Origin of the sequence: Cohnella soli, from assembly GCF_042655525.1 — a bacterium.
Taxonomy (GTDB): Bacteria; Bacillota; Bacilli; order Paenibacillales; family Paenibacillaceae; genus Cohnella; species Cohnella soli.
Map to the genome: position 1 here is coordinate 343,710 of NZ_JBHSMI010000028.1, position 24,067 is coordinate 367,776.

Genomic DNA, 24,067 nt, shown 5'->3' on the forward strand with positions numbered 1-24,067 from the left:
TCGAAAAACGGTGTAGTTTATAGGAAAGGGGGAGTTGCTCATGGAGGGGGTCAGAGGATGCCGAGCTGTTTGGCGAGTTGTAAAATTTCTTTGGAATTGTGTTTCTTCAGCCGCAGCCATTCCAGATAAGGGAACTTCCCCTTGAGGACGGAGGACACTTTGCACAGTTCGTTATTGATCGTGTATTCGCTATAGAAAAGCATTTCGGAAATTTCTTTGCGGCTATATCCTTCGTCTTGCAGCTTCAGGATCTGAATCTGCTTTGGCGTGATCCGTTTTTTGAGATCGTACTCCTGTTGGACGCTGAGCGCATGAAGCACTTTACGCGCGGCGGAATGATGGATGCTAGGACGTCCTGCATGAGCATCACGTACTGCTGCTGGAATATCGTCCAGATGTTCTTTCGTGATATAGTTAGCGACTCTGCCGAATCCGAGCGTATGCGAGATGATATCCTCCTCTTCCATCGACGAGAGAACGATGATTTTCGGACGGGCGTCCCTTCCCTCAGTTGCACAATCGCGGAGCTCGAGCGCTATTTCGAGGCCTTCCATGTTTTTGTCCGCCAAGTTCAAATCGAGCAGGAGAACGTCAATAGAGGCCGAACCCATGGCGGCCATAAGAGAATCTTTGCCTACGGCTGAACCGACGACGGACAAGTCAGGCTCTTGTTCGAGCCGCTTTAACAGCAAACGCGTGAACACGGGGTCGTCCTCGCAAATGAAGACGCGGATGGATGGATCCATAAGGCGTTTTCCCTCCTGAATTTCAATCGCCTATTGCTAGCATATCAAAAGCGCGAAAATTTGGAAGACTTTTCCGCGGGTGAAGAGCGTGCATAGCGTCCGGAACGCGCTTGACGCGATCCGGACGCTGCGCTTTCGCTTCCGCGCTTTATTTTTGCGCGTTCCTATTTTTCTGCGCTCTTAAGATGATCGCGACAGCCTCGGCCCGCGTCGATTGCCCGGACGGTGCGAACAGGCCGGCGCCTCTACCGTTCACGATCGAACGTGACCAGAGCTCGCTTACCGCGTCTTTCGCCCAAGCGGGAATCGCCGCGTCGTCCTTAAACGCCGCACCGCCGCCGCTTTGCAGCTGGATGCCGAACGCGGCGGCGACCATGACTGCCATTTCTGCGCGCGTAATTGGCCGATCGGGCCTGAATTTACCGTCCGCGTAGCCGTGCACGATGTCTTTGGCAACCGCCAGCGAGATTGCCTTAGCCGCCCAAGTGCCAATGTCGCCGTTGTCCGTGAATGCAGCCGTTTCGCCTTCTCCTTGCGCCTGGATCGCTTGCATGAGCATGACGGTGAACTCCGCCCGCGTGATCGGACGATTCGGCCGGAACGTGCCGTCCGGATAACCATTTACAATACCTTGTTTCACCGCGTCCAAAATATAAGCGAGCGCCCAATGCCCATCGAGATCCGAAAACGGATTTTTCGGCGGTTCTTCTTTCGGCGGTTCCTCTTTCGAAGGTTGTTCCGTAGGCGTCGTCACTACCGGATTTGAATTGCCGCCATCGCCGCCACCGCCTGGGTTTACGGCCGGAGGCTGCCCGACCGTCGGCACAAATGCGCCGGAATAATAGACGGTGACTTCATTCGCGATATAGTTCACGACGGCTGCGTCCATGATCGAATCCGCATTGAACGGGCCGACCGTAATGGCATCCGCTCCCGCGATCGAGGCATGCACCTCAGGGTGCTGATAGTCGAACTGGATCGTGCCGTTGTTATCGATGCCATTTAGAATCGTCATCGTGCCCGCGGATTGGCTAATGACGGCCAGATCGACGAACGAGTCGCTGTCGAGCTTGCCGAGAGCTAATTTGGATGGACTTGGTGTCGAGTAGGACACGACCGAAGTAAACGTACCATCTCCGTTCCCGCTAAAAAGTTCGATATTGCCCAAGTTTTCGTCGGCGACGACGAGATCGGCGAAGTTGTCGCCGTCGATGTAGGAGGCCAATATATCGGTAGGCATACCAACCGCCGTAACGCCGTTTACTCCAGCCACGTTGAATTGAACGTCCCCTGGACTGTTGGCAGCACCTTTATTCAATAGAATGAAAATGTTGCTCGTCGTATCGACGTTTCCGGTCGAAGCGTTGTTTAACGTCGTGATGTCGGTGGTCACGGCGATATCCGCATATGAGTCGCCGTTGAAGTCCAGAGCGGCGATCGCCTTCGGGTGCGTGCCGACAGGCGTTGCGACCGTGGTCGGAACAGGGTCGCCGTTCTTCGTGCCGAGCAATATCGTCACGGCATTGTCACCGTATAGGGCGATGGCCAAATCCGTAACGAAATCGCTGTCGAAATCGCCTGCATCCAGCGATACAGGGGCAGTTCCGACATCGACATCGTAACGCTTCGGAAAAGCGCCGTTCCCGTTCCCGTACAGGATGGACACAAAGCCTTGCGAGCTTTGCGACGAGGCGGCGATAGCGATGTCGACTTTTCCGTCGTCGTTGAAATCGCCAAGTTCCATCGCTTTAATCGAAGAATAATTAGGCAACGGGAACGAGGACGTCTTGTTGAACGTTCCGTCCGCGGCGCCAAGCATGATCGTCACGCCGCTTAATTGACCGGCGCTCGAAGGGATGGCAAGGTCGAAATAGCTATCGTTATTGAAATCGCCCACATTGACAAGCGTCGGTCCGGTATCCGTCGCGAAGGTGAGCGGCGACCGGAAAGAACCGTTGCCGTTGCCGATCAGCAGGCGGACGCCGCCGGGAACGACGACGTCCCCGGGATCGACCGCGATCAGATCGGTTTTTTGATCGTTCGTGAAATCGGCGGCAGCGAGTCGAACGGGCGATATTCCGGTCGCGTAGTTAAAAGCCGTCGCGCCGGCGAATTGGCCGTTCCCGTTGCCGAGCGCAACGAGCACGTCGTCGGTTTCCAATCTGCCCATGGCGAGATCGGCATGACCGTCACCGTTAAAGTCGCCTTGAGCGATCGAGATTGGCGATTCCGTCGTCGGCACTGTCGAACCGGCGACAAATGCGCCTCCCGCGCTGCCGAGCATAATGTACACGGTTTTAGCGACCGTGTCGGTGATCGCGATGTCGGGGTACGCGTCGCCATTGAATTGTCCGGTTGTCAAAAGAGGCGCACGAGACGGAGGGCTTGCGTTTCCGTACGAGTAGTCGACCGGCGCAGCGAACGTACCGTCGTTCCGTCCGGACAGGACGGATATTTTCCGGGCACTGGCGTAGGCGACGACAAGGTCGAGGCCGGCTTGTTGGTCGAACGCGCCCGCGATAACGTAACTGACTCCCGTTCCTACGTCAATTTCCGTCGCCGGCGCGAACGTTCCTGTCGGCTGGCCGTTCATCGCATCGCCGAGCAGAACGGCGATTTTGCCGTTGCTATACAGCGTGACAGCCAGATCGGTCGTTCCGTCCGCGTTAAAGTCTCCCGCAGCGATCGAGGCCGGACTGTCGTTTACCGCGTAGTCGACAGAAGGCGCGAAAGCTCCGTGTCCGTCTCCGATTAAAATAGATACTTGATTAGTCCCAAAGTCGGCCGTCGCAATATCCGCGTGACCGTCGCCATTCAAATCGGCGGCGATCATCGCTGTCGGACTGCTGCCCATGGCTCCGACTGCGTAAGTCGTCCCCGTGTCGGCGAAGTTTCCGGCTCCGTCGCCGAGCAAGATGTGGACGTCGCCGATCACGCCGGCAATAGCCGCATCCAGATTGCCGTCTTCGTTGAAATCCGCATAAGCGAACGCGTTCGGGTTTGCGGTATTGCCGATCGGGCCGGCTTCTTGCAGCAGCGTCGCGCCCATGGCGTTCAGGGGCATAGCGACGAACAATGCGATCCCAAGAAGGACCAGTCGTATCGAAATGGCGCGTTTTCTCCTTCTGCTATACATGGTCATCGTTCCTTTCAGAATGTGATCAAGGCGATGATAGCAGAGCGGGAGATGGAAAAAACTATTCAAATTTTCGTGTAGTTTGGCCGGGTGAAACCAGCTTAGTGACCAAAATCCGAACATTAGCATTTTAATGTCACATAAGCGTTCGCCTTTGGTTGACAGTTTTCGGGCGCTGCGGTACACTAAGAAGCGTTCGAAAAAGCAATTTACATGATCGTTTTTTGTCATTTCATAAGCGTATATGTCGGGAATCGGCCCGAACGTCTCTACCCGGGAACCCTAATTTCCGGACTACGCGGCAATCGTCAACGACACCTATATCGAAGCGCGGACCTGGATCGGTTCGGGCTTCCTCTTGTCGGCGTCCGGCGTTGCATATCGGTAGCGGAGAGCATGAAGGTCGAATGGGGAATACTAACCGTATTTCCATCGATCTTTTTTTATTTTTACAAGGATGAGATTCGTATATGAGGAAGGGTGGAATCATGTCGGTTAGCGTCGGCGTCATCATGGGAAGCACGTCGGATTGGGAAACGATGAAAAAAGCTTGCGAGGTGTTGGAGGAACTCGGCATTTCGTACGAGAAAAAGGTCGTTTCCGCGCATCGCACGCCGGATCTCATGTTTGAATACGCAGAGTCCGCCGTCTCGCGGGGACTGAAGGTCATTATCGCGGGAGCGGGCGGAGCCGCCCACTTGCCAGGGATGGTTGCATCGAAAACCGTATTGCCCGTCATCGGAGTGCCCGTTCAATCGAAAGCGTTGAACGGGCTGGATTCGTTGCTCTCGATCGTGCAAATGCCGGGCGGCATTCCGGTCGCCACGGTGGCGATCGGGGCTGCGGGCGCGACGAATGCGGGATTGCTCGCAGCGCAAATCATCGGCGCTTTCGATCCCGCCGTTCAGGAGCGAATGACGGAGCGTCGCGCGCGCGTTACGCGCGAAGTGCTCGACAATGCGGAGCTGCCGTCATGAGCGGCGGGGATAGCGGCAAAGGGCTGCCGAAGCTGGTCAGCCTGTTCGATGGCGAAGGCGTCGTCTGCGACGAATTCGGTTGCGCGGTTCCGGAAGCGGCGGATAAGTCTGGAGCCGTTGACGCAGCGTTGATTGGATCGGCGGATGCCGAGACGATCACGTCTTCCGCGGCTTCAAAGCGGATATTGCCCGGCGCGACCATCGGCGTGCTCGGCGGCGGACAGCTTGGACGGATGCTGGCACATGCGGGAAACCGTCTCGGATATCGGTTCGTGACGCTTGACCCGACGCCGGATTCGCCTTGCGGACAGACCGCCGCGCAGATCGTTGCCGGTTACAGCGATGCCGAGGCGGCACGTGAACTGGCAAAGCGGTCGGACGTCATTACTTACGAATTCGAGAACGTCGACTCGGGCGTGGCAGCGATGCTGGAAGCGGAATCGTACGTGCCGCAAGGCAGCAAGCTGCTTTACACGACGCAACATCGTTTGCGAGAGAAGCGTGCCGTCGAAGCGGCGGGGGCTCGAGTGGCGCCGTACCGCGAGATCGCGAGCCTTGACGGCTTGCAGTCGGCGGCGTCGGAGCTTGGCTTGCCGGCCGTACTAAAGACGGCGACCGGCGGTTACGACGGCAAGGGCCAATGGGTGCTGCGGTCGGATGCCGATCTGGAGCCGGCATGGGCGGAAGCGTCCCGTGCAGGAACGGAGCTTGTGCTTGAAAAATTCATCGCGTTCGACAAGGAAATATCCGTTATCGCGGCGCGCAGCCCTTCGGGCGAAGTGAGGACGTTCCCGCCTGCGGAAAATATCCATGTTCATAATATATTGCACTTATCGATCGTCCCTGCTCGGATCGGCGACGCCGTCAGGGCGGAAGCCGAGAAGCTCGCCGTATCGATTGCCGAGACGCTTGGCGCGGTCGGGCTGATCGCCGTCGAAATGTTCGTGACGGCGGACGGCGGCCTGTACGTGAACGAATTGGCGCCAAGGCCGCACAATTCCGGGCACTACACGATGGAAGCTTGTCGGACGTCGCAGTTCGAGCAGCACGTGCGAGCGATCTGCGACTTGCCGCTCGGCGATCCGTCGTTGCTGACGCCAGTCGTCATGGCGAACATTCTTGGCGAACATGTCGAGCCGCTTTTACAGTGGATGGAATCGCACGATCCGGTAGCCGAACGGCTTGGCGTCGAAGTCAAAGTGCATTTGTACGGCAAAGCCGAAGCGAAACACAAACGAAAAATGGGACATCTGAACGTGCTTGCCCCGAACGTGGACGCGGCATTGGAATGGATCGCCCAATCGAATATATGGAGGGTCTAAACAACCATGTTAGAACGCTATAGCCGTCCCGAGATGCGGGCGATCTGGACCGAACAAAACAAATTTCAAGCATGGCTGGAAGTGGAATTGTGTGCATGCGAGGCTTGGGCAGAGCTGGGACATATTCCTCACGAAGACACGGTTGAGCTTCGCAAAAATGCGAAGTTCGACATCGAGCGCATTAACGAGATTGAACTGGAAACGCGCCACGACGTCATTGCCTTCACGCGCGCGGTATCCGAAAGCCTCGGCGCGGAGCGTAAATGGGTGCATTACGGTCTGACGTCCACGGACGTCGTCGATACGGCGATGGGGTACTTGTTGCTCCAAGCGAACGAAATTTTACGTAAAGATATCGAGAACTTCATCGCCATCCTTCGTGACCAAGCAATCAAATATAAAAGCACGCCGATGATGGGACGCACGCACGGCGTTCACGCCGAGCCTACGACGTTCGGCTTGAAGTTGGCGCTGTGGCACGAAGAGATGAAACGTAATCTCGAGCGTTTCGACAGGGCGGCAGACGGCGTTCAGTTCGGCAAAATGTCCGGAGCGGTCGGCACGTACGCAAATATCGATCCTTTCGTCGAGCAGTTCGTGTGCGATAAGCTCGGCATTAAGGCGGCGCCGATCTCGACGCAGACGCTGCAGCGCGACCGCCATGCGGAATACATGGCGACGCTGGCGCTGATCGCTACATCGATCGACAAATTTGCGACGGAAATTCGCGGCTTGCAGAAGAGCGAGTTCCGCGAAGTCGAAGAACCGTTCGGCAAAGGGCAGAAAGGCTCGTCCGCCATGCCGCACAAGCGTAACCCGATCGGCTGCGAGAACATGAGCGGCTTGTCCCGTGTCATCCGCGGCCACATGCTGACGGCGTACGAGAACGTGCCGCTGTGGCATGAGCGCGACATCTCGCATTCGTCGGCGGAACGGATCATTTTGCCGGACGCGACGATGCTTCTGAACTACATGTTGAACCGCTTCGGCAACATCGTGAAAAACTTGACGGTATTCCCGGAAAACATGAAACGCAACATGAGCCGCACGTACAACGTGCCGTTCTCCGGCCGCGTTCTTACGAAGCTGATCGACAAAGGCTTCAGCCGCGAGCAAGCGTACGACACTGTTCAGCCGCGCGCGATGCAGGCATGGGAAGAACAGCGCGATTTCCGCGACATCGTTCGCTCGACGGAAGAAATTACGAACGTACTGTCCGCCGAAGAAATCGAGGATTGCTTTAATCCCACGTGGCACCTGAAGCACGTGGATACGATTTTCGACCGGCTGGGCTTGAAATAAAATAAGATAGGCTGGAAGAGGCACGAAAACCTCGAGGAGGCACAAATGACTACGCAAGCTTTGGCAACGGCCGTCGGGCTCGTTAACGCCCCCCTGATTCACAAAGGTAAAGTCCGGGAACTTTACGATCTCGGCGATCATCTTCTAATCGTAGTGACCGACCGCATCTCCGCGTTCGACTACGTGCTCGACCCGCCCGTTCCGGGCAAAGGAAGCGTGCTGAACGGACTTAGCGCTTACTGGTTCGAGCAAACGGCGGGACTGCTGCCGAATCATGTTGTGCACACGGACGTTGCATTGCTGGGGGATCTTGTGAGCGATCCGGACAAGCTGACAGGACGCATCATGGTCAGCCGCAAAGCGAAACGGATCGACATCGAGTGCGTCGTGCGCGGCTACATTACGGGCGGCGGCTGGCGGCAATACGTTGCCGGGGGCGAAGTGAACGGGATCAGACTCCCGGAAGGCTTGCACAAAAACTCGAAGCTTGAGCAGCCGATCTTCACGCCGGCAGGCAAAAACGACGTCGGTCACGACGAAGACATTCCGTTCGAAGAGATGGAACGCCGGGTCGGCGTCGAACTGGCCGCTGCGCTTCGTGATCGCAGCCTTGCCCTGTACGCCTTCGGCCGCGATTATTGCGCCGAGCGGGGCATTATCCTCGCGGATTGCAAATTCGAATTCGGCCTCATCGGCGACGACATCATCCTGATCGACGAGCTGTTCACGCCGGACTCCTCGCGTTTCTGGGCTGAAGAGAATTACAAGCTGGACGTCGAGATCGACAGCATGGACAAGGAACCGGTGCGCGCTTACTTGGCCAGCTCGGATTGGGACAAGAACAGCCCGCCGCCGCGCCTGCCGGATACTGTCGTCGAAGCGACGACCTCGCGTTATCGCGAGATCGCGCGGCGGTTGATGGAGCGTAAGTAACTAGCAGCACGTAGCTACAGCAAGCAGCTCGGTGCCCCGCCGAAAGTGGCTCAGACGTCAACTAACTAATCAAGTTTGTCGCTCGTCGCACTAACGGATGCTAATGCCGTCGTTGGCCGATCGAGTGAGCGAGCTAATGTCTTGCGAGAGCACTAATTCGGCGAAAGCCGGGTAGTCGAGTGAGTTAATGTTCTGCAAGAACGTTAATGCGGCGGAAACCGGGTAGTCGAGCGAGTTAATGTTCTGCAAGAACGTTAATGCGGCGGAAACCGGGTAGTCGAGCGAATTAATGTTCTTCAAGAACGTTAATGCGGCGGAAACCGGGTAGTCGAGCGAGTTAGTGATCTGCGAGAGCGCTAATGCGGCGCAAGCCGGGTAGTCGAGTGAGTTAATGTTCTGCGAGAACGCTAACCGTCCCAAGCCGACCTCGGCGTCCGGCTGTGGAGCCAGCGAACTTCGCACAAGTCGCGCCAAGCTCGCACTCGATCGCAACCGTCCCACGTACTGCATCAACAAACAGTTAACAAGCTTCATTTTCCAATAGCAACACCACCAACACCCATAATCAGGAGGCTCATCCCCCATGAAAGCTAAGGTATACGTGACGATCAAGCAGAACGTGCTCGACCCGCAAGGAAATGCGGTACAAGGCGCGCTCCATACGCTCGGTTTCGGAGAAGTCGGCAAAGTGAGAATCGGCAAATATCTCGAAATCGAACTCGACACGAACGATCGCGCGCAAGCGGAAGCGAACCTCAAGACGATGTGCGAGAAATTGCTGGCGAACACGGTCGTCGAAGACTACCGCTTCGAATTGGAGGGCTGAGGCGCTCATGAAATTCGCTGTCCTCGTATTCCCTGCTTCCAACTGCGACATTGACTGCTACAAGGCTGTAGAAGACACGATCGGAGAGTCCGTCGATTACGTGTTCCACACCGCGACCGACTTGTCCGCATACGACGCGATTCTCGTGCCGGGCGGCTTCTCCTATGGGGACTACCTGCGCTGCGGCGCCATCGCCCAATTCGCGCCGGTTATGGCCGAAGTGCGCAAAGCGGCTGAGCAAGGCAAGTTTATTCTCGGCATCTGCAATGGCTTCCAGATTCTTACCGAAGCAGGTTTGCTGCCAGGCGCGCTTATTCGCAACAACTCGCTGAAGTTCCGTTGTCATCAAGTCGGCCTCAAAGTCGAGAACACGAACACCGCCTTCACGAAAGACTACAAACAAGGCGAAGTGATCCAAATCCCGATCGCACACGGCGAAGGCAACTACTACGTGGACGACGAGACGTTGGCGAAGCTGAAAGCGAACAACCAGATCGTTTTCCGCTATGCGGACGACAATCCGAACGGTTCCGTCGACAACATCGCCGGCATTAGCAACGAAGCGGGCAACATCGTCGGCATGATGCCTCACCCGGAGCGGGCGATCAAAGAAATTCTCGGCTCCGCGGACGGCGCACGCATGTTTACATCCGTACTTAACGCTTGGAGGGAACGCAATGGCGCAGCAAGTATCCGCTAAGGAACCGACAGCCCTGCAAATCGCGGAGCAGAAAATATATAAGCAATTCGGCGTATCGGAAAAAGAATACGAGCTCATCTGCGACTTCATGGGTCGTCAACCGAACTACACAGAGATCGGCGTATTTAGCGTCATGTGGTCCGAGCACTGCGCGTACAAAAACTCGAAGCCGCTGCTGAAACGTTTCCCGATCAGCGGCCCTAAAGTGCTCATGGGACCGGGCGAAGGCGCGGGTATCGTCGACATCGGCGACAACCAAGCGGTCGTGTTCAAAATCGAATCCCATAACCATCCGTCCGCAGTCGAGCCCTACCAAGGCGCGGCGACCGGCGTCGGCGGCATTATCCGCGATATTTTCTCGATGGGCGCTCGTCCGGTGGCGATGCTGAACTCTTTGCGTTTCGGCAAGCTGGAAAGCGAACGCGTCAAATATTTGTTCGAACATGTCGTCAGCGGCATCGCCGGCTATGGCAACTGCATCGGCATCCCGACCGTTGCGGGCGAAATTATGTTCGACGAAGCGTACGAGGGCAACCCTCTCGTTAACGCGATGTGTGTCGGCCTGATCGACCATGACAAAATCCAACGCGGCGTCGCCAAAGGCATCGGCAACCCGGTGTTCTACGTCGGCCCGGCAACGGGACGCGACGGCATTCACGGCGCGACTTTCGCGTCGGAGGATCTTACGGCGGAATCCGAAGCGAAGCGTTCGGCGGTACAAGTCGGCGATCCGTTCATGGAGAAGCTTGTTATGGAAGCGACGCTGGAGCTAATTGACTCCGGCATCGTGCTCGGCATTCAGGATATGGGCGCGGCAGGCCTCACTTGCTCCAGCGCGGAGATGGCGAGCAAAGCGGGCAACGGCATGGAGCTGTACCTCAACGAAGTGCCGCAGCGCGAAGAAGGCATGACGGCATATGAAATGATGCTGTCCGAGTCGCAGGAGCGCATGTTATTCGTCTGCGAACCGCAGCATGAAGAGCAGGCTAAAGGGATTTTTGCCCGTTGGGGACTGCACTGCGCGAAAGTCGGCAAAGTATCCGACGACGGCCGCTTGAAGCTGTTCCACAAGGGAGAGCTTGTCGGCGACATGCCGGTTAAAGCTTTGGTCGACGATTGCCCGATTTATGAGAAACCTTCTAAAGTACCTGAATATTACTTGCAGAACGGTTCCATCGACACGAACGGCTACGAGCAAGTATTGGATCTGAACGATGCTTTGCTGAAAGTGCTCGGTTCCCCGTCGCTTGCGAGCAAAGAGTGGGTATATAACCAATACGATTACATGGTACGTACGGAAACGGCGGTTCGCCCAGGCTCGGACGCGGCGGTCGTTACGATTCGCGGTACGCGCAAAGGTTTGGCGATGACGACGGATTGCAACGGACGTTACGTGTATCTCGATCCGGAAGTCGGCGGCCGCATCGCGGTTGCGGAAGCGGGACGTAACATCGTCTGCTCCGGCGCTGAGCCGCTGGCGATTACGGACAACCTCAACTTCGGCAGCCCTGAGAAACCGGAAATTTTCTGGCAGATGGAGAAAGCGGTCGACGGCATGGCGGAAGCTTGCCGCGTGCTAGAGACGCCGGTCATCGGCGGTAACGTGTCGCTGTACAACGAGAATACGAAAGGCGCGATTTACCCGACGCCGGTCGTCGGCATGGTCGGCCTCGTGCACGATACGGATCACATTACGACGCAAGAGTTCAAGTCGGCGGGCGACGTTATTTTCCTGCTTGGCGAGACGAAAGCGGAAATCGGCGGAAGCGAATTCCAATATGCCGTTCACGGCGTAACGGAAGGACGTCCACCGGAGCTGGATCTGGCAGTGGAGAAAAAGCTGCATGGCGCAGTGCTTGGCGCGATTCAGCAAGGGCTTGTCGCTTCGGCGCACGATTTGTCTGAAGGCGGATTGGCGGCGGCTCTGGCGGAAGCGGGATTCGGCCGCGGCCTTGGCGCCGACGTGACGTTCGAAACGAATTTGCGTCCGGACCTTGCGCTGTTCAGCGAATCGCAATCGCGCATTCTGCTGACCGCAACGCCGGAAAATGCGGACAAGCTTGCTTCGGCGATCAAAGCTGCGGGCGTGCCGTTACAACGTCTTGGCACAGTCGGCGGCGAGAAGTTGATCGTTCGCTTAGGCGGCCACGAGGCGATTTCCGCTGAGATTGCGGAGCTTCGCAAAGCGTGGAAAGAAGCGATTCCAAGCCGGATGAACGGCAAAAGCGCATGAGTCGGAACGGCGGCAGCAGCTTGGCGAACGGGGGGAACGAAGTGGAGCGGCTCTGGACAGGCGACTACTACAACGAGGGCAATAACAGCAAAGAGTCGATTTTCGATAAATTGAAGGAAGAGTGCGGCGTATTCGGGGTGTTCGGTCACCCCGACGCGGCCAACCTCGCCTATTACGGTCTGCACGCGCTGCAGCACCGCGGCGAAGAAAGCTGCGGCATCTGCACGTCCGATGACGGCAAGTTTCATTTTCATCGTGGGATGGGGCTCGTGAAGGAAGTATTCGATCGCGACAAGCTGGAGTCGTTGACGGGAGCGCAGGCAATCGGCCACGTTCGCTATTCGACGTCCGGCGCAAGCCAGCTTGGCAACGCCCAGCCGCTCGTGTTCAAGTATCGCGGCGGCGACCTCGCGGTGTGCACGAACGGGAACCTGGTGAACGAACCTGGTATCCGCAAGGAACTGGAGGAGACAGGTTCGATCTTTCAGACGACGAGCGACACGGAAGTGATCGCCCACTTGATCGCCCGTTCGCCGAAAGACATCGTCGAAGCGGTCAAGGATGCGTTTGCGCGTTTGATCGGCGGCTATGCGTTTCTGATTCAGACGCAGGGCATGCTGATCGCGGCATGCGACCCGCACGGCTTGCGGCCGCTCGTGATGGGACGTCTGGGGAACGCGTATATTTTCGCATCCGAGTCGTGCGCTTTGGAAACAATCGGGGCCGAGTACGAGCGCGACGTGCAGCCGGGCGAATTGCTCGTGCTCGACAAGGACGGCTTGCGCGAGGAACGGTTCGCGCCAATGGAACGCCGGGCGATCTGCGCGATGGAGTATATCTACTTCGCGCGTCCGGACAGCGACATCTACGGCGTCAACTTGCACATGTCGCGTAAACGCATGGGCCAGACGCTCGCGCAAGAGTCGTTCGTCGATGCGGACATCGTTACGGGCGTGCCGGATTCTTCGATCTCCGCCGCTATCGGCTACGCTGAGCAGACGGGCATTCCGTACGAGCTCGGTTTGATCAAGAATAAGTACACGGGGCGTACGTTCATCCAGCCATCTCAGGAGCTACGGGAGAAGGGCGTCAAGATGAAGCTGTCGGCCGTTCGCAAAATCGTCGAAGGCAAGCGCGTCGTCATGATCGACGATTCGATCGTGCGCGGCACGACGTCTTTGAGAATCGTGAACTTGCTGCGGGAAGCAGGCGCGTTGGAAGTCCACGTCCGCATCACGTCGCCGCCGTTCATGAATCCGTGCTACTACGGTATCGATACGCCGAACCCGGCCGATCTGATCGCCTCCAGCAAGACGGTCGAAGAGATTCGCCAAGCGATCAACGCGGACTCGCTGTACTTCTTGAGCGAACGAGGCTTGATCGATTCGGTTGGCGGTCACGACAACGAGAAAAACCGCGGGCTGTGCCTCGCGTGCTTCAATAATGATTACCCGACGCAAGTGCGATTCGAGGATGCTAAGCTGACTTCGTGCAGTTGCGATTGAGCCTCGTGCAGGCTCGGCGTGGCTTACAGAAGCGGAACGGGGCTCGCGTGGCGAAATAAGCGGGAAAAACCGGCTTACAGACGTCGAACGGAGCTCGCGTGGTGAAATAAGCAGGAAAAACCGGCCTACAGACGTCGCATGGAGCTCGCGTGGCGAAATAAGCAGGAAAAACCGGCTTACAAGCGCCGAACGGAGCTCGCGTGGCGAAATAAGCGGGAAAAACCGGCTTACAGACGCCGAACGGGGCTCACGTGGCGAAATAAGCGGGAAAAACCGGCTTACAGACACCGAACGGAGCTCACATGGCGAAATAAACAGGAAAAACCGGCTTACAGATGCCGAATGGAGCTCACTTGGCGAAATAAGTGGGAAAAACCGGCTTACAGACGCCGAATGGAGCTCACATGGCGAACTAAGCGGGAAAAACCGGCTTACAGACGCCGACCGGGACTCGCATGGCGAAATAAGCGGGGAAAACCGGCTAACGAGCGCCGCGCAAAGACTTGCAGCATGATCCGAAACATTTAGCTGCCGTTAACTAACCGTGTAACGGGCAGAAACTATCCATTGGGAGTGAAACCTGTGTCCGAAGCGTACAAACAAGCCGGAGTCGACATCGCGGCCGGCAACGAAGCGGTCGAACGGATGAAGAAACACGTCAAGAAGACGATGCGTCCGGAAGTGCTGACAGGGCTCGGCGGATTCGGCGGGCTGTTCGGCTTGAACAAAGACAAATACGAAGAGCCGGTACTCGTCAGCGGCACCGACGGCGTCGGCACGAAGCTGAAGCTGGCTTTCGCGATGGACAAGCATGACACGATCGGCATCGACGCCGTTGCAATGTGCGTCAACGACGTTATCGTCACGGGCGCCGAACCGCTTTTCTTCCTGGATTACCTGGCTTGCGACAAAATCATTCCCGAGAAAATCGAAGCGATCGTCAAAGGGATAGCGGATGGCTGCGAGCAAGCGGGTTGCGCGCTGATCGGCGGCGAGACGGCCGAAATGCCGGGCATGTACAGCGAAGGCGAATACGATATTGCAGGCTTCACGGTCGGCATCGTTGATCGGAAGAAAGCGGTGGACGGTTCGACGATTCAAGCGGGCGACGTTGTGCTCGGACTAGGATCGAGCGGCATTCACTCGAACGGCTTCTCTCTCGTACGCCGACTCCTTCTCGAACAGAAGGGTTACGCGCTTACCGACAAGCCTGCCGAACTCGGTGGCAAGACGCTCGGCGATGTGTTGATCGAGCCGACTCGCATTTACGTTAAGCAAATTCTGAAGCTGCTCGAAAGCATCCAGATCAAAGGGATGGCTCATATTACGGGTGGCGGCTTCATTGAAAATATTCCGCGTGTGTTGCCGGAAAGCGTTAACGTCGACATTACGCGTGGTTCGTGGCCGGTACTGCCGATTTTTGGTCTGATGCAGCAAGCAGGCGGAATTAGCGAACGTGACATGTACACGACGTTTAATATGGGCATCGGCATGGTGTTCGTCGTTCCAGCGGAACAAGCGGAGCAAGCGCTCGCGCTAGCGAAGGAACAAGGCGAGCAAGCTTATCGCATCGGTACGGTGACGACTGGTTCGAAAATCGTGACGTTCGAAGGCGTTGAGCTTCCATGAGTCAGGTACAAGAAGGTCGGACGCCGCTGAAAATCGCGGTGTTCGCCTCCGGCAGCGGTAGCAATTTCCAGGCGCTTGTCGAATCGCTTCGCGCCTCGAACGCCCCCGCCGCCGAAATCGCTCTGCTTGTGTGCGACAAGCCGCAAGCGAAAGTTGCCGAGCGCGCCGAACGGCTCAGCGTGCCGGCTTTTCTGTTCAGTCCGAAAAATTATCCCTCGAGGGAAGCCTATGAAAAGGAAATCGTCGCTAAGCTCGAAGAAGCCGGAATCGGCTTAATCGTGCTTGCGGGTTACATGAGGCTCGTGACCGACACGCTGGTCGCTCCCTACTACGGGCGCATGATCAATATTCACCCGGCGATTCTCCCTTCATTTCCTGGCTTGAATGCGATTGGTCAGGCACTCGAACACGGCGTGAAGGTGACGGGGGCGACGGTGCATTTCGTGGATGGCGGCATGGATTCGGGACCGATTATCGCCCAGCGCGTCGTCGAAGTGCGCGAAGAGGACACGGAAGATTCGCTGGCTAAGCGGATTCAAGCGGTCGAACACGAGCTGCTGCCGCAGTCGGTACGCTTAATCGCGGAAGGTCGCGTATCGATTGACAAACGGAAAGTGAACGTTCGTCTCGGGGATTAACACCGACGTCGAGCGCTATACGAAAGGACGATAACAAGCGAATGAGCGAGAAACACGAAATTTCCGAAATTGCGTTGCGTTACGGCATGAACCCGCACCAGAAAGAAGCAAAGCTGTTTTCAGCGGACGGCAAGAAGCTTCCGCTGACCGTCGTTAACGGCGATCCCGGCTTCATTAATCTGCTCGACGCGCTGAACGCTTTCCAACTTGTACGCGAGCTTCGCCAAGCGACCGGTCTTCCGGCTGCCGCTTCGTTCAAGCACGTGAGCCCTGCGGGAGCAGCCGTCTATGCACCGATGTCGCCTGAGCTTGCGAAGGCTTACTTCGTCGACGGCGCTGAGCTGTCTCCGCTTGCGACCGCCTATGCCCGTGCCCGTGGCGCCGACCGTATGTCCTCTTTCGGGGATGCGGCCGCGCTCAGCGACGTTGTGGATGCTTCGACTGCGTTGCTTCTGAAGCGCGAGGTATCCGACCTCGTAGTGGCGCCGGGATATACGCCTGAAGCTCTTGAGATTTTGATGCAAAAAAAGGGCGGCAAGTATTTGATTTTGCAGATCGATCCGGACTATGTACCTGAGACGATTGAAACCCGCACCTTGTTCGGCATGAAGCTGCAACAAGAACGCAACAGCGCCGTGCCTGACGCATCAACGGTGTTCGACAAAGTCGTGACCGCGAACAAGGATTTGCCGGAAAATGCGAAACGCGACTTGCTCGTCGCTCTCATTACGCTGAAATATACGCAATCCAACTCCATCTGCTACGCATTGGACGGTCAGACGATCGGGATTGGCGCAGGCCAGCAATCGCGTATTCACTGTACGCGTCTTGCGGGAGACAAAGCCGACCGCTGGTTCTTGCGTCAGCATCCGGCGGCGCTGAACATGAAGTTCCGCGAAGGTCTCGCTCGCGCCGAGCAGAACAACGCGATCGACTTGTGGCTGGAGGACGAAGTCACTCCAGTAGAGCAAGCGGCATGGGAAAGCTGCTTCGATGAAGTGCCTGCCCGTCTGACTCGGGAAGAAAAGCGTGAATGGCTGAAAGGTCTTCAAGGCGTCTCCTATGGCTCCGACGCGTTCCTGCCGTTCCGTGACAACCTTGATCGCGCCAGCCGCAGCGGCGTAAAATACGTCATCCAGGCCGGCAGCTCCCTGCGCGACGAAGAAGTCGTGCAAGCAGCGAACGATTACAGCATGGTCATGGTTTACTCGGGCGTGCGCCTGTTCCATCACTGATCGGGGAGGAGTCGACGAAAATGACTGCAAATTGGCAAGCGTTGGCGGACTCGACCGTCAAGCAATTGGAAACGAACGTTTATCCGGGTCGCGGCATCATCATCGGTTTAACGCCGGATGCGACGCGATACGTGCAAGTTTACTGGATTATGGGCCGCAGCGAGAACAGCCGCAATCGTATCTTTGTGCCGGAAGACAACGGATTTCTGCGCACGGAAGCGAGAGATCCTGCGAAGCTGTCCGATCCCTCTCTTATTATTTATTATCCGCTCCGGAACGAGGGCGGCGCACATATTGTCACGAACGGCGACCAGACCGATACGATCTGGGAAGCTTTGCGGAGCGGCCGCACGTTCGAACAAGCGCTGGCGACGCGTACTTATGAGCCGGACCCGCCGAACTTCACGCCGCGTATCTCGGGTTTGGTCGATCTGAACGACACTCAGAACGCGTACAAGCTGTCCATCCTCAAATCGAACGAGAACGACGAGAGCCAGACGAAGCGGCATTTTTTCCACTACGAAAAAGCGATCGCCGGTTACGGTCACTTCATCTCGACGTATGTCGGGGACGGCAATCCTTTGCCATCTTTCGCGGGCGAGCCGCAGTTGGCTCCGCTGTTCGACGATGAGAAGCAAACGGCCGAGTTTTATTGGAACTTGCTGAACGGGGAAAATAAAATCTCGCTGCTCGTTAAATCGATTCGTATCGCGGACGGAACGACCTCGCTTACGGTTATCAACAAAGATGTTGAAGGAGGGGCTTGATCGTGCGCATTCTCGTTATCGGACGAGGCGGGCGTGAGCACGCCATCATCTGGGCGCTCAAGAAAAGCGCGAAGATCAAGCAAATCTATTGCGCACCGGGCAACGCCGGAATCGCGCAATTGGCAACGAACGTGGATATCGGCGAGCTGGAGTTCGACCGTCTTGTCGGCTTTGCGCGCGATAATGTGATCGACCTCGTTGTCGTTGGCCCCGACGATCCGCTTGCAGCGGGTATCGTCGACGAGTTCGAAGCGGCGAACATTCCGGTGTACGGTCCACGCAAAAACGCGGCGGAGATCGAAGGCAGCAAAATCTTCATGAAAGACTTGCTGCGTAAATACAACATTCCAACGGCCAAGTACGAGACGTTCACCGACTATGATTCGGCGGCGGCATACTTGAAGGAGCAGCCGCTCCCGATCGTCATTAAAGCGGACGGCCTCGCGGCGGGCAAAGGCGTGTCCGTCTGCTTCACGCGCGAAGAAGCCGACAAGGCGCTCGCCGAGACGATGGTCGACAAGTCGTTCGGCGCGGCGGGAGACAAAGTGGTCATCGAGGAGTTTCTCGCCGGCCAGGAAATGTCCATTCTCGCATTCGTCGACGGTGAGACCGTCAAGCCGATGTCGCCTGCGCAAGATCATAAGCAAGTGTTCGATAATGACCAAGGTCCGAACACGGGCGGCATGGGCACGTACTCGCCGCTTCCGCATATCGACCAATCGATTATCGACGAGGCGATCGAGAACATCATTAAACCGACGGCGCGCGCGATGGTGTCCGAAGGTCGTCCATTCCGCGGCGTGCTGTTCGCGGGACTTATGATCACAAAAGACGGTCCGAAGACGATCGAGTTCAACGCTCGTTTCGGCGACCCGGAGACGCAAGTCGTGCTGCCGCGCCTCGAAACGGATTTGCTGGACATTTTCCTCGCTTCGGTCAACGGTACGCTTGATCAAGTCGAGATGAAATGGAGCGACGAAGCTGCTGTCTGTGTCGTGCTTGCGTCCGGTGGTTACCCGGGCTCATACCCGAAAGGATTGCCGATTTCCGGTCTCGACAAAGTTGACGTACCGGGTGCGCTCGTCTTCCATGCGGGGACGGCGATGAAAGACGGCCAATTCGTCACGAACGGCGGTCGTGTGCTTGGCGTCGTTGGACGCGGCGCCGGCATCGCCGAAGCGCGTGCCAATGCATATAAAGCCGCTGAAGGCATCGCCTTCGAAGGCCAAATCAAACGGACGGACATCGCTGCTAAAGCACTGGTCTAGTCCAACCTCGAATAGCCGCCGGGCCTCGCGCCAGGCGGCTATTCTCTATAAAAAAGCGATTTGCGGTGTGCGAAAACGTAACCGATCGCGAACGCCGAGACGACGATAAGCAGCGCGATCTCCGCATGACCCGACAACCAATCGACGAACTGTTTCATACGCTTTCCTCCGGGGCCAAGATGTGTATATCGCTTAGGCTTCCCCGTTTGCGTTTTTTCATTTTGAATTTCACTGAAGACGACGTAACAATTCGTCCGCGAACAATTCGTTGATCACGAAGGAGACGCATGGCAGCTTGTCCGAATCGATGCGTTCGTCGTCTTCGAACACATTGCCGAGCGTATACCGGCCGTCGGCCAACGCATATTGCTCCAACGTCCGCGCCGCTGGGTCAATGACCCAATATTCGGGCACGTCATGCCTCGCATAAATTTGCATCTTCCGGACTTTGTCCCGCTTGTGCGAGCTTGGCGACAGCACTTCGACGATAAGATCGGGTGGACCTTCGATACCGCGCTTGGTAATGATGTCCATACGGTTGCGATGAACCATAATCAAGTCCGGCTGCAGCACATTCGTCTGACTTAGAATGACGTCTAACGGAGCAACCAAAACAATATAGTCCGAGTCGCAGCTTTGCGTAATCAGCAACAACAGTTTGGTATTGATCACCTGATGCGGAATGGACGGTCCCGACATCAGCTCCAGCACGCCGTCGAAAATTTCGTATCGATTGCCGTCGTCCGGCATTTGCGCATACGCATCGTAGGTCATCGGCTGTTCGCGGACGCGCTCCGGTTGATCTTTCTTTTTCTCGCTCATCGTCACATCTCCCAGTTAAATAATCAAAAAAAGCACCCGGCCAACCTGCACGTCCCATGTGCGGTTTAGGCGAGGTGCTTCCTCATTTGTCCATCAATAACACCATCATAGTGGAGTCTCCAAATACTGTCAAGTTTGCGGAGATGCCCTCCGATCTCACAATCAAGGTTGACATCCCACACGCTACCATGTAAAATTAATTCATACTAAACATATCGGAATTAATAGAAATGAGGAATTCATCATGGAAAAACCGATCACGATCCGCCACGACGATATCGCGCTCACCGCTACGATCCACTACCCGGCCAAAGACGGCGGATGCGCGGAGAAGAAAATGCCGCTTGTCGTTATCTGCCACGGTTTCATCGGGAGCCGGATCGGCGTCGATCGGTTGTTCCTCCTTGCAAGCCGCCAGCTCGTGCGCCAAGGTTTTCTCGTCATTCGCTTCGACTTCGCAGGCTGCGGTGAGAGCGAAGGCGTCTACGGTGAACACGGCCTTGACTCGATGATCGCTCAGACACGTTCCGTGCTTGACTATGGCCTGGGCCTCGATTGCGTAGATCCGCTCCGGGTAACGCTGCTCGGACATAGCCTTGGCGGCGCGGTAGCTCTGCTAGCCGGCACTAGAGATCGCCGCGTAAAATCGCTTGCGCTTTGGTCACCGGTTGCTTATCCGTTTAATGATATCGTGCGCATCGTCGGTCGAAGCGTCTATGACGAAACGATTCAGAAAGGTTCGGCGGATTACTTGGGCTATAGACTGAAACCTGAGTTTTTCGAATCGTTGCAGCAACACCAACCGTTCCAAGAAGCTCCGAAGTTTCATGGCGACGTGTTCATCGCGCATGGCACTTCCGATGACGTTATTCCCGCCGATTATAGCTTTTTGCTCGAGAAGACGTTCTGGTTGCGCGGCGAAGGGCGTTGCGATAAGAACATCCTTTTCCAGGCGGATCATACGTATTCGAAAGGCCAGCACAAGGGCGAATTGTATCAATCCACACTTGAATGGCTCGCCAGTCACGAGAAACGTCAGCAGGATTGGCAGCATTGGAGTATTTAAATGCGGCTGCGGCGATGGCGTCCGGCATAATCGAACGCTCAACGGAATACGGTTAGGGGATGAGGGGAGCGGATGCGATGAGTGCGATCTATCCGATCTACATTAACTATCCGATCGTTCCGAAGCCTAGATTTGGCGGCGTTCTGCCGCGGCATGAGGCGTTGTATGAACTTATTAACGCAGGGCGTCGGCAATACGAGCAGCATCTAACCGCATGGAGCGCGGATCACGCGGACAAACTTGCGTCAATTGCCTGGGAGCAGGATCATTTCTTGCCCGGAGAGCCGGCTTGGGACAATCCGTGGTTCAGCAGTCTGGATGCGATTTCCCTGTACGGAATCGTCGCAACAAGCAAACCAAAGCGATATTTCGAGATCGGATCGGGCTTCTCTACGAAGTTTGCGCGACGAGCGGCGACTGACGCTGGCTATGGGCTGGAGGTCGTATCGGTCGATCCGCTTCCGAGAGACGAGATCGACGAGCTGTGCGATCGTGTCGTGCGCCAGCCGCTGGAGAACGCCGATTTGCGACTGTTCGATGAGCTTGAAGCCGGCGATATTTTGTTCGTGGACAGCAGCCATTATGTGTTTCAGAACTCCGACGCGAACATCGTCTTCCTCGAAGTGATGCCGAAGCTGAGAGCGGGCGTCCTTGTGCACTTTCATGACATTTTCCTCCCGGAAGATTATCCGGCTTCATGGTCGGCGCGTTTCTATAACGAGCAATATATGCTTGCAGCGACACTGCTAGGGCAGCAGTCGGCTTACGAGATTGTGTTTCCGGCGTATTTCATCAGCCAGGACGTGGCGCTTGCGCAATTGGCGCAGCCGCTCGTCGACCGGATTGGAAGCAAGGCCGCTCAGTCATTGCAGCCATCAGGCGGGTCATTCTGGATTCGCAAGAAATAAGCCGAAGGAAGCGATATGTGACATGCAAATGAGAAGACGACAGCCGCTCCGGCATAGAGCGAATGTCGTTTTTTTCTGTTAAGATAAGAAAACATATAGAGGAATGGGAGAGAGAGACGGCATGATCGATATTCATTGTCACATTTTGCACGGAGTGGACGACGGGGCGAAAGATATGGAAGAATCGGTGGCGATGGCGCGCATCGCTTACGAGGACGGCATTCGCGATATTATCGTGACGCCGCATTTCAACGATACGTTCCTCGTGGAAGCCGACCTGATGCTGCGCAAGTCGGAAGAGTTGCAGAGGGAGCTTGATCGTCAAGGCATCGCGATTCGCATGCATCCCGGTAACGAAGTGCGGTTCGAAGGCAATGCGTTGTTCACGGATTATAAACGGAGCGGCAAGTTTGCCTATTTGGGCAGTCCGGCCAAATACTTGCTGTTCGAGCAGCGCTGGACATTCTATAACGACGAAACGCCTGAGTTCATCGAGCGGTTGCTGCATGACGGGGTTACGCCGATCATTGCGCATCCGGAGCGCCATTTCTTTTTTCGAGATACGCCGGAGCTACTGCTTGAACTGATTGAGCTAGGCGCTTGGACACAAGTGTCGGCGGATAGCCTTGTCGGCAATTTCGGCCCTGAAGCGGCGCAGTTCGGGCAGTGGCTATGCGAGACGGGCAGAGCATCCACGCTGGCGACGGATTCGCACAATGTGAACCGCAAACCTAACTTGCGTGCGGGACATGACTTGTTCGTCCAATATGCCGGTGCAGAGGCACTTGAGGAGCTCGAAGCGAGAACGAAGCTGATTATTCAAAGCTAATCTTTATCCTAGGCTTGCGATATGGTTTAATGAGATAAAAGATTAAACGACCCGAAGGGAGATCAGGCATGACGCTACGCAAGTCGCTTCAACAGCGCAAACGTATCGCATTGCAATTCACGCTGGCCGCTGCTCTGGCAACGGGATTGACCGCGTGCAGCGGAGGGGGAGACGAGGCGGCAACCGCAACTCCTGTCCTTACGCCCGTACCGACGGAGAGCGCGGCTTCGCCATCGGCATCGGCGTCCACGGACGTGCCGTCCGCAAGTTTTATCGCTCCCTTGACCGGCTTGCCGGTGGACAAGGAAGTGACGAATCGGCCTTTTTCCGTCATGATCAACAATTTGGCTCCGGCGCGCCCGCAGTCGGGATTGACGCAGGCGGACACCGTCTGGGAACTGCTCGCGGAGGGCGGCATTACTCGGCTCGTCGCTATTTTTCAGAGCAAGTCGTTTACCGATCCGATCGGCCCCGTTCGCAGCATCAGGCCTTATTTCATCCAAGTTGGCGAGTTTTACAGCGGCGTTCTTGTCCATGTCGGGGCGAGCAACGATGCTTTCGCTATTTTGCGCAAGCAGCATAAGGAAGACCTCGACGAAATTACGAACGCAGGCGCTTATTTTTACCGGGACAAGTCCCGCAAGGCGCCGCACAACGTATACACGACGCTCGAGAAGCTCCAGGCGGGAGCTGCGAAACATAAATACAAGGATACGGCGACAGTGCCGCTGATCAAGTTCGACAGCAACCCTGCATCGCTCGCTTCGGCTGCTGCGGCTTCGAAGATCGACATCAAATTTATGCTTTCTGATTATAAAGTTACATACGAGTACGATGCGCAGAAATTGGTGTACAACCGTTTCATCAACGGCAAACCGCACATCGACAAAAACAACGACCAGCAGTTGACCACTACGAATCTCGTTGTGCTGAACGCCAGACACGACATCAAGGACGATGTCGGTCGGCTAGTCGTCGATCTGGATAGCGGCGGCGACGCTTTATTGTTCCAGCAAGGCAAAGTGATTTCCTGCAAATGGGAGCGCAAAAATGGGGACGTCATCCGGCTCGTGAAGGACGGGGAAGAGCTGCCGTTTTTGCCGGGCGTTACCTATTATCATGTCGTGCCGAGCTCTTCGAAGTTGGACAAGCATGTGACTTATCAGTAGCGCAAAAAAATGGCTTTCCATCGGTGACTCACCGAAGGAAGGCCATTTTTTTTCAC

At 56.3% G+C, this 24,067-nt stretch carries 21 protein-coding genes and 1 riboswitch; of the genes, 17 read left to right on the forward strand and 4 right to left on the reverse strand.

Going from position 1 to position 24,067, the window contains the following annotated elements:
• Window positions 1-50: 50 nt before the first annotated feature.
• Complete coding sequence (locus ACFPOF_RS17805) at window positions 51-746, reverse strand: response regulator (protein ID WP_378135024.1); 696 nt, start codon at window positions 744-746, stop codon at window positions 51-53.
• A gap of 148 nt (window positions 747-894) precedes the next feature.
• Window positions 895-3,882, reverse strand: a complete 2,988-nt coding sequence (locus tag ACFPOF_RS17810) for an FG-GAP-like repeat-containing protein (protein WP_378135026.1) — start codon at window positions 3,880-3,882, stop codon at window positions 895-897.
• Window positions 3,883-4,100: 218 nt separating this feature from the next.
• A riboswitch (purine riboswitch) is annotated at window positions 4,101-4,199 on the forward strand.
• A gap of 171 nt (window positions 4,200-4,370) precedes the next feature.
• On the opposite strand from ACFPOF_RS17810, the gene purE reads away from it, so the two are divergent.
• Genes purE through ACFPOF_RS17830 form a run of 4 tightly spaced genes read left to right on the forward strand, consistent with a single transcriptional unit; the run spans window position 4,371 to window position 8,416 of the window.
• Entirely contained in the window at window positions 4,371-4,859 is a 489-nt protein-coding gene (gene purE / locus ACFPOF_RS17815) for a 5-(carboxyamino)imidazole ribonucleotide mutase (RefSeq protein ID WP_378135028.1), read from the forward strand.
• Window positions 4,856-6,181: a 5-(carboxyamino)imidazole ribonucleotide synthase gene (purK, locus tag ACFPOF_RS17820; RefSeq protein WP_378135030.1), complete on the forward strand. Its 1,326-nt coding sequence runs from the start codon at window positions 4,856-4,858 to the stop codon at window positions 6,179-6,181. Before purE ends, purK begins: the two co-directional genes overlap by 4 nt.
• Before the next feature lie 6 nt (window positions 6,182-6,187).
• Window positions 6,188-7,483, forward strand: coding sequence for an adenylosuccinate lyase (purB, locus tag ACFPOF_RS17825; RefSeq protein WP_378135032.1), 1,296 nt, complete (start codon window positions 6,188-6,190; stop codon window positions 7,481-7,483).
• A 45-nt stretch (window positions 7,484-7,528) separates the two neighbouring features.
• Complete coding sequence (locus ACFPOF_RS17830) at window positions 7,529-8,416, forward strand: phosphoribosylaminoimidazolesuccinocarboxamide synthase (RefSeq protein ID WP_378135034.1); 888 nt, start codon at window positions 7,529-7,531, stop codon at window positions 8,414-8,416.
• 90 nt (window positions 8,417-8,506) lie between these two features.
• Here the strand turns inward: ACFPOF_RS17830 and ACFPOF_RS17835 are convergent, their stop codons facing one another.
• The gene (locus tag ACFPOF_RS17835; protein ID WP_378135036.1) at window positions 8,507-8,950 is read right to left on the reverse strand and encodes a hypothetical protein; all 444 of its coding nucleotides are present in this window, start codon (window positions 8,948-8,950) and stop codon (window positions 8,507-8,509) included.
• A 49-nt stretch (window positions 8,951-8,999) separates the two neighbouring features.
• Between ACFPOF_RS17835 and purS the strand changes: the two genes are divergently transcribed.
• From purS to purD, 9 genes are all read left to right on the forward strand, one after another.
• Window positions 9,000-9,242 carry a phosphoribosylformylglycinamidine synthase subunit PurS gene (gene purS, locus ACFPOF_RS17840; protein WP_209747905.1) on the forward strand — a complete coding sequence of 81 codons (243 nt, stop codon included), beginning with the start codon at window positions 9,000-9,002 and terminating at the stop codon, window positions 9,240-9,242.
• A gap of 7 nt (window positions 9,243-9,249) precedes the next feature.
• A complete protein-coding gene (gene purQ, locus ACFPOF_RS17845) occupies window positions 9,250-9,942 on the forward strand; it encodes a phosphoribosylformylglycinamidine synthase subunit PurQ (protein ID WP_378135038.1) in 693 nt (230 codons plus the stop codon).
• The gene (gene purL / locus ACFPOF_RS17850; protein WP_378135040.1) at window positions 9,920-12,175 is read left to right on the forward strand and encodes a phosphoribosylformylglycinamidine synthase subunit PurL; all 2,256 of its coding nucleotides are present in this window, start codon (window positions 9,920-9,922) and stop codon (window positions 12,173-12,175) included. The genes purQ and purL overlap by 23 nt, the downstream gene beginning before the upstream one ends.
• Window positions 12,172-13,680, forward strand: coding sequence for an amidophosphoribosyltransferase (purF, locus tag ACFPOF_RS17855; RefSeq protein WP_378136038.1), 1,509 nt, complete (start codon window positions 12,172-12,174; stop codon window positions 13,678-13,680). The genes purL and purF overlap by 4 nt, the downstream gene beginning before the upstream one ends.
• A gap of 582 nt (window positions 13,681-14,262) precedes the next feature.
• The gene (purM, locus tag ACFPOF_RS17860; protein ID WP_378135042.1) at window positions 14,263-15,309 is read left to right on the forward strand and encodes a phosphoribosylformylglycinamidine cyclo-ligase; all 1,047 of its coding nucleotides are present in this window, start codon (window positions 14,263-14,265) and stop codon (window positions 15,307-15,309) included.
• On the forward strand, window positions 15,306-15,947 hold the full coding sequence (gene purN / locus ACFPOF_RS17865; protein ID WP_378135044.1) for a phosphoribosylglycinamide formyltransferase: 642 nt from the start codon (window positions 15,306-15,308) through the stop codon (window positions 15,945-15,947). The genes purM and purN overlap by 4 nt, the downstream gene beginning before the upstream one ends.
• Window positions 15,948-15,988: 41 nt before the next feature.
• The gene (locus ACFPOF_RS17870) at window positions 15,989-17,182 is read left to right on the forward strand and encodes a phosphoribosylaminoimidazolecarboxamide formyltransferase (protein WP_378135046.1); all 1,194 of its coding nucleotides are present in this window, start codon (window positions 15,989-15,991) and stop codon (window positions 17,180-17,182) included.
• A gap of 20 nt (window positions 17,183-17,202) precedes the next feature.
• The gene (locus ACFPOF_RS17875) at window positions 17,203-17,949 is read left to right on the forward strand and encodes an IMP cyclohydrolase (protein ID WP_378135048.1); all 747 of its coding nucleotides are present in this window, start codon (window positions 17,203-17,205) and stop codon (window positions 17,947-17,949) included.
• Between the two features lie 2 nt (window positions 17,950-17,951).
• Window positions 17,952-19,217: a phosphoribosylamine--glycine ligase gene (gene purD / locus ACFPOF_RS17880; RefSeq protein ID WP_378135050.1), complete on the forward strand. Its 1,266-nt coding sequence runs from the start codon at window positions 17,952-17,954 to the stop codon at window positions 19,215-19,217.
• A gap of 228 nt (window positions 19,218-19,445) precedes the next feature.
• Here purD and ACFPOF_RS17885 read toward each other — a convergent pair whose 3' ends face one another.
• Window positions 19,446-20,039, reverse strand: coding sequence for a Uma2 family endonuclease (locus tag ACFPOF_RS17885; protein ID WP_378135052.1), 594 nt, complete (start codon window positions 20,037-20,039; stop codon window positions 19,446-19,448).
• Between the two features lie 244 nt (window positions 20,040-20,283).
• Here ACFPOF_RS17885 and ACFPOF_RS17890 point away from each other — a divergent pair, with 244 nt between their 5' ends.
• The 4 genes from ACFPOF_RS17890 to ACFPOF_RS17905 all read left to right on the forward strand — a co-directional run bounded on the left by ACFPOF_RS17890 (window position 20,284) and on the right by ACFPOF_RS17905 (window position 24,011).
• Complete coding sequence (locus ACFPOF_RS17890; protein WP_378135054.1) at window positions 20,284-21,105, forward strand: alpha/beta hydrolase family protein; 822 nt, start codon at window positions 20,284-20,286, stop codon at window positions 21,103-21,105.
• A 77-nt stretch (window positions 21,106-21,182) separates the two neighbouring features.
• Entirely contained in the window at window positions 21,183-22,013 is an 831-nt protein-coding gene (locus ACFPOF_RS17895) for a class I SAM-dependent methyltransferase (protein ID WP_378135056.1), read from the forward strand.
• Between the two features lie 121 nt (window positions 22,014-22,134).
• The gene (locus ACFPOF_RS17900) at window positions 22,135-22,842 is read left to right on the forward strand and encodes a tyrosine-protein phosphatase (RefSeq protein WP_378135058.1); all 708 of its coding nucleotides are present in this window, start codon (window positions 22,135-22,137) and stop codon (window positions 22,840-22,842) included.
• 68 nt (window positions 22,843-22,910) lie between these two features.
• Window positions 22,911-24,011, forward strand: a complete 1,101-nt coding sequence (locus ACFPOF_RS17905) for a DUF3048 domain-containing protein (protein ID WP_378135060.1) — start codon at window positions 22,911-22,913, stop codon at window positions 24,009-24,011.
• The last annotated feature ends 56 nt before the right edge of the window (window positions 24,012-24,067 follow it).

Excerpts from the sequence above, each read along its gene's own strand:
- ACFPOF_RS17805 (WP_378135024.1), bottom strand. The coding sequence starts at position 746 with ATGGATCCATCCATCCGCGTCTTCATTTGCGAGGACGACCCCGTGTTC.
- ACFPOF_RS17810 (WP_378135026.1), bottom strand. The coding sequence starts at position 3,882 with ATGTATAGCAGAAGGAGAAAACGCGCCATTTCGATACGACTGGTCCTT.
- purE (WP_378135028.1), top strand. The coding sequence starts at position 4,371 with ATGTCGGTTAGCGTCGGCGTCATCATGGGAAGCACGTCGGATTGGGAA.
- purK (WP_378135030.1), top strand. The coding sequence starts at position 4,856 with ATGAGCGGCGGGGATAGCGGCAAAGGGCTGCCGAAGCTGGTCAGCCTG.
- purB (WP_378135032.1), top strand. The coding sequence starts at position 6,188 with ATGTTAGAACGCTATAGCCGTCCCGAGATGCGGGCGATCTGGACCGAA.
- ACFPOF_RS17830 (WP_378135034.1), top strand. The coding sequence starts at position 7,529 with ATGACTACGCAAGCTTTGGCAACGGCCGTCGGGCTCGTTAACGCCCCC.
- ACFPOF_RS17835 (WP_378135036.1), bottom strand. The coding sequence starts at position 8,950 with ATGAAGCTTGTTAACTGTTTGTTGATGCAGTACGTGGGACGGTTGCGA.
- purS (WP_209747905.1), top strand. The coding sequence starts at position 9,000 with ATGAAAGCTAAGGTATACGTGACGATCAAGCAGAACGTGCTCGACCCG.
- purQ (WP_378135038.1), top strand. The coding sequence starts at position 9,250 with ATGAAATTCGCTGTCCTCGTATTCCCTGCTTCCAACTGCGACATTGAC.
- purL (WP_378135040.1), top strand. The coding sequence starts at position 9,920 with ATGGCGCAGCAAGTATCCGCTAAGGAACCGACAGCCCTGCAAATCGCG.
- purF (WP_378136038.1), top strand. The coding sequence starts at position 12,172 with ATGAGTCGGAACGGCGGCAGCAGCTTGGCGAACGGGGGGAACGAAGTG.
- purN (WP_378135044.1), top strand. The coding sequence starts at position 15,306 with ATGAGTCAGGTACAAGAAGGTCGGACGCCGCTGAAAATCGCGGTGTTC.
- ACFPOF_RS17870 (WP_378135046.1), top strand. The coding sequence starts at position 15,989 with ATGAGCGAGAAACACGAAATTTCCGAAATTGCGTTGCGTTACGGCATG.
- ACFPOF_RS17875 (WP_378135048.1), top strand. The coding sequence starts at position 17,203 with ATGACTGCAAATTGGCAAGCGTTGGCGGACTCGACCGTCAAGCAATTG.
- ACFPOF_RS17885 (WP_378135052.1), bottom strand. The coding sequence starts at position 20,039 with ATGAGCGAGAAAAAGAAAGATCAACCGGAGCGCGTCCGCGAACAGCCG.
- ACFPOF_RS17890 (WP_378135054.1), top strand. The coding sequence starts at position 20,284 with ATGGAAAAACCGATCACGATCCGCCACGACGATATCGCGCTCACCGCT.
- ACFPOF_RS17895 (WP_378135056.1), top strand. The coding sequence starts at position 21,183 with ATGAGTGCGATCTATCCGATCTACATTAACTATCCGATCGTTCCGAAG.
- ACFPOF_RS17900 (WP_378135058.1), top strand. The coding sequence starts at position 22,135 with ATGATCGATATTCATTGTCACATTTTGCACGGAGTGGACGACGGGGCG.
- ACFPOF_RS17905 (WP_378135060.1), top strand. The coding sequence starts at position 22,911 with ATGACGCTACGCAAGTCGCTTCAACAGCGCAAACGTATCGCATTGCAA.